Raw genomic sequence first — 9,157 nt, forward strand, 5'->3', positions numbered from 1 at the left:
CGTGACGACCTTGGGAGATCACTTCAGCCACAACGGTAGCGCCAGCAACAACTGGAGCGCCGATATTCACGTCGTCGCCATTGGCAACCAACAGAACGCGATCAAAGGTAACGGATTCGCCGGTAGCGATTTCCAGTTTTTCGATCTTCAGGTATTCACCCGGGGCGACTTTGTACTGCTTGCCGCCAGTAACGATTACTGCATAAGACATGGTATTTCTCCGATAATCCTGCTCACCCAGCTCTTTATAAGAAGAGGTATTGGCTGGCATGGCTGCATAAGGCTGGAAGGCCCGTTGCAATTGCGTAAGGCAGGTGCTGCCCAGGAAGTTCAGGGTGCGCGATTGTACGCAAGGCGCGGCAGGCTTGCAAGTAGCCGTCCATCGCGCCTTGACAGGTCTGGACGGGGGTCCTAGCATGCCGCGCAACCCCTCTGGAGCGACTCTCGCTGATGCAACCCCAAGCTTTCTACCGCGCGGTGGCGGACGATTTTAGCGCCGTCGACGGCATCATCAAGAAGCAGCTGACTTCCCGAGTACCGCTGGTATCGAAAATCGGCGATTACATCACCTCGGCCGGCGGCAAACGTCTGCGTCCTTTATTAGTGTTGCTGTGTGGCAAGGCCCTGGGTCGCGAAGGCGACGACATGCGTCTTTTGGCCGCCACCATCGAATTCCTGCACACCGCGACCCTGCTGCATGACGACGTCGTTGACATGTCCGGCATGCGCCGTGGCCGTTCGACCGCCAACGCCATGTGGGGCAACGCCCCGAGCGTGCTGGTCGGCGATTTCCTGTACTCGCGCTCGTTCGAAATGATGGTCGAACTGGGCTCGATGCCGGTGATGAAGATCCTGTCCCAGGCCACGCGCATCATCGCTGAAGGCGAAGTGTTGCAGTTGTCCAAGGTGCGCGACGCCAGCACCACCGAAGAAACCTACATGGAAGTCATCCGCGGCAAAACCGCGATGCTCTTCGAGGCTTCGACCCACAGTGCTGCGGCACTGGCCGGTGCTACCGCCGAACAGAGCGAAGCGCTGCGCACGTTTGGTGATCACCTCGGTGTGGCGTTCCAGCTGGTCGACGACCTGCTCGACTACAAGGGCGATGCCGAAACCCTGGGCAAGAACGTCGGTGACGATCTGGCCGAAGGCAAGCCGACCCTGCCGCTGATCTACACCATGCGCGAAGGCACGCCGGAACAGGCTGCACTGGTGCGCCAGGCGATCCAGAAAGGCGGGATCGAAGACCTGGAAAGCATCCGCATCGCAGTGGAGGCCTCCGGTTCGCTGGAGTACACCGCGCAATTGGCCCGTGATTACGTGGCCCGTGCGATCAAGTGCCTCGATGCACTGCCGGCCAGTGAATATCGGGATGCGCTGGTTGAACTGAGTGAGTTTGCGGTCGCCCGTACTCACTGATTCTGCCCGCTCCAGCAAAAGCCGCAGCCTTCCTTCGAAGCCTGCGGCTTTTTGTTGCCTGCCCTCTCGCGATTAAAACCCTATACAATGTGCGACTTTTAGTGATCCACACTCAAGGAGCCTTAGTGAGCACGTTGCCACCCTGCCCGAAATGCAATTCCGAATACGCCTACGAAGACGGTACCCAACTGGTGTGCCCGGAGTGCGCCCACGAGTGGTCCGCCAGCGGCGAAACCGAAGTGGCGTCCGATGATGCCGTGAAGAAAGATTCGGTCGGCAACGTCCTGCAGGACGGCGACACCATCACCGTGATCAAGGACCTCAAGGTCAAGGGCACCTCGCTGGTGGTCAAGGTCGGCACCAAGGTCAAGAACATCCGCCTGTGCGATGGCGACCACGACATCGACTGCAAGATCGACGGTATCGGCCCGATGAAACTCAAATCCGAGTTCGTCAGAAAGGTCTGAATCGACTGTCATCCATCCCGCGCCAGACGCGGGATGGAGCTTCGCCCTCCCCGCTCCGCACCAATAAAACCAAGCAATAGCCATACGCCAGCCGTTTTGACCTTACGCAATCTTTACCCGGAAAAATTCAGAATCTGCCAATAGGCGCTTGCTATTTAGATAATAAGAATTATTCTCATCAAACACCTTCAATGGAGATGAGAACCATGACTTATCTGATCGACGCTTGGCTGGATCGCCCACACCCTTACCTCAGAATCCTCCATCGGGAAACCGGCGAAGTCTGTGCGGTGCTTGAAGAAGAAGCCCTGCATGAGCTGCAAGACCAAGGAGATCTGGACGTCAGCAGCCTGAATTCCAGCGAGCCGCTGGTGCTCAAGGAACTGGTACGCAATCTGTTCCTGTTCTGCTATGCCCGGGCCTTGCGCCCGACCAGTGAGCTGCATCACAAGATAGAACTATGAGCAGCGATACAAAACCTGTGGGAGCGAGCTTGCTCGCGAAGGCTTCAACTCGAATCTCAGTTAGATTCAGTCGCCTGCATTCGCGAGCAGGCTCGGTCCCACAAAGGTCTTACAGAACGTCCAGCAGCTCGACGTCGAATACCAGAACGCTGTGCGGCGGGATGCTGCCAACGCCTTGAGCGCCGTAAGCCAGTTCGCTCGGCACGTACAGGCGCCATTTGCTGCCGGCATTCATCAGTTGCAGGGCTTCGGTCCAGCCAGCGATCACGCCGCCAACCGGGAATTCTGCAGGCTGGCCGCGCTCGTAGGAGCTGTCGAACACAGTGCCGTCGATCAGTGTGCCGTGGTAGTGAGTACGCACCTGGTCTTCACGGGTCGGCTTGGCGCCTTCGCCCTGAGTCAGCACTTCGAATTGCAGGCCGGAAGCCAGGGTGGTGATGCCGTCACGCTTGGCGTTTTCAGCCAGGAATGCCAGGCCTTCGCCAGCAGCAGCTTCAGCTTTGGCAGCCGCTTCGGCTTGCATGATCTCGCGGATAACCTTGAAGCTGGCGGACATTTCTTCCTGGCCAACACGGCTTTCCTTACCGGCGAACGCGTCGGTCAGACCAGCCAGGATCGCGTCGAGGCTCACGCCCGGTGGCGGGTTGTCGCGCAGCTGGTCACCCAGCTGACGGCCGATGCCGTAGCTGACGCGGGTTTCGTCGGTGGACAGATTTACTTCGGACATGACACTGCTCCGCTGTGCGGACGGCCACAAGACTTGCCGTGCGTGCACAGCGCGTCCCGGCGCGCCCGGAACCAAAAGGGCGAGCAGACTAGCACAGATGCTCAGGCGTTGGCGCGCAACGCCTACAGGGCTGAACGCCAGGCGAGCGGCACTTTCAGGCTTTCCTCGCCACTGGCGCCCAGGCCACACATTTCATCGTGTACCGAGGTGTGTACGAGGTTGAAGGGCAGCACCGGAAAAGCATGCAGCAAATCCCGCGCATGCTCCACCGAACGCAGGGTCAGCATTTTGCCCTTGAGATCACTTAACGGATACGCCGCCCCATGCATCCGCGCTTCGAGCAGATAAATCCCGCCTTCCATGGAGATCAGGTTCAACTCATCAACCTTCCTGGCGATAGCAAACGCATTCAACTCTTGCAGGTTCATGAACGCACCTCACACAGTGGCGAATCAGGACCTCTACAGGGATATGCCCGCACGCATCAAAGCACAAGCCACAAACGACACCGCCCGTCTGTTTCGCAACAGACGGGCGGTGTTTTTGCATTGATCAAAGGTTGATCAGTGTTTGGTGACCTTGTCCAGGTAACCCATGGCGAACGCTGAGACCACGAAGGTCATGTGGATGATCACGTACCACATCAAATGCTCGGGATCGACGTTCTTGGCGTCCATGAAGATGCGCAACAAGTGGATCGAGGAGATCGCAACGATCGAGGCCGCCACTTTCATCTTCAGCGACGAAGAGTCCATGGTGCCGAGCCAGCTGAGTTTTTCCTTGCCTTCATCGATGTTCAGCTCAGAGACGAAGTTCTCGTAACCGGAAATCATCACCATCACCAGCAGGCCACCGACCAGCGCCATGTCGATCAGCGACAGCAGTACCAGAATCAGTTCCGACTCGGCCATCGAGAAAACGTTGGGCAGGATGTGGAAAACCTCCTGGAAAAATTTCAGTGCCAGCGCCAGCAGCCCGAGGGACAGTCCGATATAGATCGGCGCCAGCAGCCAGCGCGAGGCGTACATTGCATTTTCGATAAAGCGTTCCATTGAATCTCACACAGGGGGGCTGGAAATGGCGGCGAGTATACCAGCCCCCTGTGACAGCCAGAAACTGCCCAAAAATCCGCCACCTGCGCGTGTGGGTGATTTTTTTCTGCTAGTGTCCAAACCATTGACAGCCCAGTGACTGCAGACAGGACGTGTGGAAATGGATGTGCGATTACCGATAACGACGGCCGGAATCTGCCTTGCTCTGTTGATCAGCGGTTGCTCGCCCGGCGACGAGAAACACGCCGCCAGCCTTGAAGAAAAGACGGCAAAATTCGAACAGTCGCTGGACGCCATCACCGATTCGAAACTCAAGGACGCCATCACCGAACTCGGTGGCTCACTGCTGCTGCTCGAACGGGCACAGCTCAAACTCGCCGACAATCCACCGCGCACCGAATATGGCGAAGACGCCCTCGCCGTGCTCAAGCACTACCCTGCCCCGCAGACGCTGGTCGACGCTTTCATCAATGGCCTGTTTGTGCTGCACAAAGATGCCAGCTCCGACTACCTCACCGATCTGCAACCCGTGTTCCCGTTCAACCTGAACATTCCCGGCGGCTTTCTGTTCCCCCATGGCGTGGAGTGGCAGTCGGTGACGTTGAGCAACAAACATGTGATCGCTTATCAGCCGGAATGGTCGGAAACCGACCCGGGCATTCAGCTCAGCCCGTCCAGCTCCAACGTCACCAACCCCGATGACCTGACCGTGACCTACCCGTTCATTGACGGGCTGGACGTGGACAAGAAGACCCTGCCGCAACCGGTCAGCCTGCAAGGCCAGATCGAAGTCATCGCGCCGCGCCGCCTGTACAGCTTCGACCTGACGCAAAAGGACGTCGGCCAGACCCGCACCAACGACAACCTCAGCGTCAAATTGCTGAAGCTTGAAAACAATATCGCCGAAGTCGAATTCAGCAACAACCTGCCGCTGGCCGCGGAAGTCGCCGATGCCCAACTCAATCCGCTGATCGTCCAGGCCCGCGATAAAACCGGGCAGTATCTGGTCCGCGCCGGCTCGATCAACGAAAGTCCAGAGCAAGTGGCCTTCTACGAAAAACAACTGGCCTACCTGCAACAGCAGAAAGGCTGGAGCGATACGCTGGAAAAACAGCTCACACAGGAGCAGCAGGATTTCGAGCAGAAACACCCGCGTCGCTACAACAAGGTCTATTTCAATGGCCCGATCGAAACCCTGGAAGTCAGCGTGCTGGATTTTTCCTCGGCGACCGTGACGCGCAAAGCGCTGGATCTGCCGATTCGCACGTTCAATCAGCACACCACGGAGAAAGCCATCCAGCCGCTGGATCCGTCAGTGACGGTGTACGACGATCTGGCGGCCAACTGGCTCAAGGGCGCGAGCCTCACCGAAGAACAACTGAAGGCCGGCATTCGCATCCATCAATCCGTGGAAGAACCGAGCGCTGCACGCATCGAGTTCTCCCATCGCCGCACGTTCAACGATGAATTGCTGGGCGATGACTTCAGTCCGGGTGTCAGCCCTGTGACGTTCTTCACCGAAAAGCGCAGTGGCAAGCTCGATGAACCGATCGAACTGCCACCCGAGGCGTATCAAGTCGATCCGCTGCGCGCGACGATTACTTACGATCTGAACCTGTTCCCGGAAACCCCGGCGATTGCCGTCGGCTCAATGCCGCTGTTTCTCGCCACGGTGGCCAAACAGGCGTACGACATCAAGTCCTTGCCTAAAGGCCTGGAGGTCAAGAACAACCAATTGGTGGTGGATCTGAAACTGTTCCCGCCCAACGAGTGGCGCTTCTTCGTCAAAGAAGACAGCGGCAATTATCTCAAGCAGATCCTTTCGGTCAGCCACGATGCGAGCGCAGAAGGCCCGGCGTTGTTCGGCGTGCATTATTTCTATGGCCGCCCGAGCCACGTCGAAACCTATCAGCGAACCGACCTCGCCACCGTGCAATACGGCTTTGAGGTCAAACTCGATAAGGCGCAAGTGCCTGATGCGGCGCCCTAACTGTTAAGACTGCGGCCACGGCCACCGTTGATCTGCCGCAGTTGAGCTTGCAGGTGCAGACTCCAGATCTGCGGATCGTCGGCCAGCTCGTAGCCATGCAAGGTCAGACTTTCGACGATGGTGTCCAGTATCGATTCAGCAGCGACCGGCCCATGAAACGGGCCCTGGGCTTTGATGGCGGAAGGTTGTTCGCCGGCCATGCCGGCAGCGAAGAGCAGCGTCCACATACCGTTATCGCCGGCCAACGGCTTGATGGCGCATTCGATACGGGTCACAAGACCCAGGCATTGACGGGTGAGGCAGAGGTTGCGCGACATGGCGGCGACCCTCGGTGAAGCCGGTATTCAGCCCCCACGGGAGGACTGGCTCGATCCAGTGATACTGTCGATATCCTTGAGCTGAGAATAGAAGAAAAGTCCGCTGCGCAAGCAAGATAGAACCAGAAGGCGCCGAATGGTCATTGTGTGAATATTGGCGTCAGAGTTGTGGCGAATTTTCGCTGGATTCACACCAAACAAATGTGGGAGCGAGCCTGCTCGCGAATGCGGAGTGTCAGGCAACTTATTCGTCGTCTGATGCAGCGCTTTCGCGAGCAGGCTCGCTCCCACAGTTTTTGACCGCGTTAAAGCTTAAGCCGGTTTTGCTTCGGCTAATGCCTCTTGGGCCAATTCCTTCTCGGCTTCCTTGAGGTCTTCTTCGCTGATCATTTCGGCGATGTCGCGCAGTCGTTCCACCACCCGTGCGTTGATGCTGCCTTCCGGGAATTCGCCATCGGCATTCGGTTCACCGGCCGGTTCGCCTACCAGCAGACTCAACGCCTCGTCGGCCTGACGCACCGCGTATACGTGGAACTGCCCGGCACGCACCGCCGCCAGCACTTTCTCATCCAGCATCAGCGTGGCAACGTTGGCCTGCGGAATGATCGCGCCCTGCTCGCCAGTCAGCCCGCGTGCTTCACAGAGACGGAAGAAGCCTTCGATCTTCTCGTTGACCCCACCGACGGCCTGCACTTCGCCAAACTGGTTGATCGAACCGGTGATCGCAAAGCACTGCTTGAGCGGGGTTTTCGACAGCGCCGAAATCAGCGTGCACGCCTCGCCCAGCGACGCACTGTCGCCATCGACGTAACCGTACGACTGCTCCAGCGCGATGCTCGCGGAAATCGCCAGCGGGAATTCCTGGGCGTAACGGCTGCCCAGATACCCGGTGAGGATCATCACGCCTTTGGAGTGGATCGGCTGACCGAGGTTAACCTCACGCTCGATGTCGACGATGCCGCTGCCGCCCGGGTACACCGTGGCGGAAATCCGCGCCGGCACACCGAACGCAGAGTCGCCGACTTCGAGTACGGTCAGACCATTGCACTTGCCGACTGCGGCGCCATCGGTGTCGATCAGGATGATCCCGGCGAGCATGTCGTCGAGAATCCGTGCCGACACTCGACCGGTGCGTGTGGCTTTGGCCTTCAGCGCACGTTCGATGTGCCCGGCATCGGTCATTTCGTCGCCGGCCAGATGACGGATGAAATCCGCCTCGCTGACCAGTTGGAACAGATCGCCAATGCGCGCCGACAAACGCCCTTGGTGTTCGGCCAGCCGCGCACTGTAAGTCGCCAGACGCGCCACCGCATCGGCGGTGAGCGGCGCCATGCCTTCTTCCGAAGTCCGGGTTTTCAACAGTTGGGCGAACTGTTCCAGGCTCTCGTCGACCATCGGAATGTCTTCGTCGAAATCGACCAGAACGCGGAACATCTCCTGGAAGTCCGGATCGAGGTCTTGCAACGTGTAGTAAAGCGACCGCGCACCGATGATGATGACTTTGACCTGCAACGGAATGTGCTGCGGGTTGAGGGTCACAGTGGCGAAACGGCCCATCTCGCCCAGCGGCGATTCCATTTTCAGCTTGCGCGATTGCAGGGCGCGTTTCAGCGCATCCCACACGAACGGCTCGCTGAGCATTTTCTCTGCTTCAAGAATCAGGAAACCACCGTTGGCGCGGTGCAAGGCACCGGGACGCAACTGGCGATAGGTGGTGTAAAGCGCGCCCTGATCGGTGGTGTATTCGATACGACCGAAAAGGTTTTCGTAAGTCGGGTGCGGTTCGAACACCACCGGCGCACCGCCGCTGACTGGATGGCCAACCACCAGGCTTGGCGCGTATTGCTCTTCCAGCAATTTGCGCGCAACGGCGTCGGTCTTGCTGTCGTCGACCAGTTGCTCGACCACGGTTTTCAGCAAGTAGACCTGCATGGCCTGCAGGTAACCGCAGACCGCAGCGTTCTCGGCGTATTTCTCCGACAGCGGCGACAGCAATGGCTGCAGCGCCAACGTAATGGTTTCTTCGTTGAGCGAACGCAACTGATTGTTCGACTCGCGCTTCCACTGCGGCAGGCTGGCGAGTTCTTCGTTCAGGCGCTCTTCGAGGCCGGAAATGTCATCGTGAAAGCGCTCACGATCAGCTTCTGGCAATTGGGCGAATTCGGCTTCGTCCAGCGCCTTGCCATCGAGCATCGGCGTGAAGGCGATGTTGCTGCTGTCGCGGTACAGGGCGACGTCTTTTTCCAGGGCCAGGCGCTCGATGATATCGAGGGCCTTGTCGTAGCGCTGGTTGAAGGCGCGGTCGATGGCACTTTTCTTCTGCTGGTAGGACGGATGCTCAAACACCGCCGGAAACGTCGCCAACAGGTTATCGATCAATCCGTTGATGTCACCGATAAACGCGCCGGCAGTGCCCGAAGGCAATTCCAGTGCACGCGGTTCGCGCGGCTCGTCGAAATTATTCACGTAGACCCAGTCCGCCGGGGTCTGCAGGCGTTTGCCTTCGGCCTTCAGGTAGCGTTTGACGAACGAGAAACGGCCGGTGCCGGGCTCGCCCATGACGAATACGTTGTAACCGGGGCGTGGCATGGCCACACCGAACTGCAAGGCTTCGACCGCGCGTTCCTGGCCGAGCACACCGCGAAAGGGCTCCAGATCATTGGTGTTAGTGAAGCTTAACTGTTCTGCGGATAACGGACGGGTCAGCGCTTCGGGCGCAAG

The 9,157-nt window shown here is 58.5% G+C and carries 10 protein-coding genes; 4 read left to right on the forward strand and 6 right to left on the reverse strand.

Features of this window, described 5'->3' with window-relative positions; all coding sequences use genetic code 11:
* On the reverse strand, positions 1-211 hold a 211-nt coding region (gene rplU / locus ACIF4X_RS28500; RefSeq protein WP_397484618.1), incomplete at its 3' end, for a 50S ribosomal protein L21.
* A gap of 239 nt (positions 212-450) precedes the next feature.
* Here rplU and ACIF4X_RS28505 point away from each other — a divergent pair.
* The 3 genes from ACIF4X_RS28505 (at position 451) to ACIF4X_RS28515 (ending at position 2,350) form a co-directional block, all read left to right on the forward strand.
* A complete protein-coding gene (locus ACIF4X_RS28505) occupies positions 451-1,419 on the forward strand; it encodes a polyprenyl synthetase family protein (protein ID WP_007950962.1) in 969 nt (322 codons plus the stop codon).
* Positions 1,420-1,544: 125 nt separating this feature from the next.
* The gene (locus ACIF4X_RS28510; protein WP_397484619.1) at positions 1,545-1,886 is read left to right on the forward strand and encodes a zinc ribbon domain-containing protein YjdM; all 342 of its coding nucleotides are present in this window, start codon (positions 1,545-1,547) and stop codon (positions 1,884-1,886) included.
* A 206-nt stretch (positions 1,887-2,092) separates the two neighbouring features.
* Positions 2,093-2,350 carry a hypothetical protein gene (locus ACIF4X_RS28515; RefSeq protein WP_034153845.1) on the forward strand — a complete coding sequence of 86 codons (258 nt, stop codon included), beginning with the start codon at positions 2,093-2,095 and terminating at the stop codon, positions 2,348-2,350.
* 109 nt (positions 2,351-2,459) lie between these two features.
* Here the strand turns inward: ACIF4X_RS28515 and ACIF4X_RS28520 are convergent, their stop codons facing one another.
* From ACIF4X_RS28520 to ACIF4X_RS28530, 3 genes are all read right to left on the reverse strand, one after another.
* Positions 2,460-3,077 carry an FKBP-type peptidyl-prolyl cis-trans isomerase gene (locus ACIF4X_RS28520; protein ID WP_008078561.1) on the reverse strand — a complete coding sequence of 206 codons (618 nt, stop codon included), beginning with the start codon at positions 3,075-3,077 and terminating at the stop codon, positions 2,460-2,462.
* 122 nt (positions 3,078-3,199) lie between these two features.
* Positions 3,200-3,505: a DUF6482 family protein gene (locus ACIF4X_RS28525; protein WP_397484620.1), complete on the reverse strand. Its 306-nt coding sequence runs from the start codon at positions 3,503-3,505 to the stop codon at positions 3,200-3,202.
* 135 nt (positions 3,506-3,640) lie between these two features.
* On the reverse strand, positions 3,641-4,129 hold the full coding sequence (locus tag ACIF4X_RS28530) for a TIGR00645 family protein (protein WP_007909801.1): 489 nt from the start codon (positions 4,127-4,129) through the stop codon (positions 3,641-3,643).
* 160 nt (positions 4,130-4,289) lie between these two features.
* Between ACIF4X_RS28530 and ACIF4X_RS28535 the strand changes: the two genes are divergently transcribed.
* Complete coding sequence (locus ACIF4X_RS28535; RefSeq protein WP_397484621.1) at positions 4,290-6,119, forward strand: hypothetical protein; 1,830 nt, start codon at positions 4,290-4,292, stop codon at positions 6,117-6,119.
* Here the strand turns inward: ACIF4X_RS28535 and ACIF4X_RS28540 are convergent.
* Together ACIF4X_RS28540 and ACIF4X_RS28545 are read right to left on the reverse strand one after the other, a co-directional pair.
* On the reverse strand, positions 6,116-6,436 hold the full coding sequence (locus tag ACIF4X_RS28540) for a hypothetical protein (RefSeq protein ID WP_064118737.1): 321 nt from the start codon (positions 6,434-6,436) through the stop codon (positions 6,116-6,118). The genes ACIF4X_RS28535 and ACIF4X_RS28540 overlap by 4 nt on opposite strands.
* A 312-nt stretch (positions 6,437-6,748) precedes the next feature.
* On the reverse strand, positions 6,749-9,157 hold a 2,409-nt coding region (locus tag ACIF4X_RS28545), incomplete at its 5' end, for a Lon protease family protein (RefSeq protein ID WP_397484622.1).

This window comes from Pseudomonas sp. NPDC085632, assembly GCF_044541255.1.
Classification (GTDB): Bacteria; Pseudomonadota; Gammaproteobacteria; order Pseudomonadales; family Pseudomonadaceae; genus Aquipseudomonas.

Coding starts and splice junctions, on each gene's coding strand:
- ACIF4X_RS28505 (WP_007950962.1), top strand. CDS start 451: ATGCAACCCCAAGCTTTCTACCGCGCGGTGGCGGACGATTTTAGCGCC.
- ACIF4X_RS28515 (WP_034153845.1), top strand. CDS start 2,093: ATGACTTATCTGATCGACGCTTGGCTGGATCGCCCACACCCTTACCTC.
- ACIF4X_RS28520 (WP_008078561.1), bottom strand. CDS start 3,077: ATGTCCGAAGTAAATCTGTCCACCGACGAAACCCGCGTCAGCTACGGC.
- ACIF4X_RS28525 (WP_397484620.1), bottom strand. CDS start 3,505: ATGAACCTGCAAGAGTTGAATGCGTTTGCTATCGCCAGGAAGGTTGAT.
- ACIF4X_RS28530 (WP_007909801.1), bottom strand. CDS start 4,129: ATGGAACGCTTTATCGAAAATGCAATGTACGCCTCGCGCTGGCTGCTG.
- ACIF4X_RS28535 (WP_397484621.1), top strand. CDS start 4,290: ATGGATGTGCGATTACCGATAACGACGGCCGGAATCTGCCTTGCTCTG.
- ACIF4X_RS28540 (WP_064118737.1), bottom strand. CDS start 6,436: ATGTCGCGCAACCTCTGCCTCACCCGTCAATGCCTGGGTCTTGTGACC.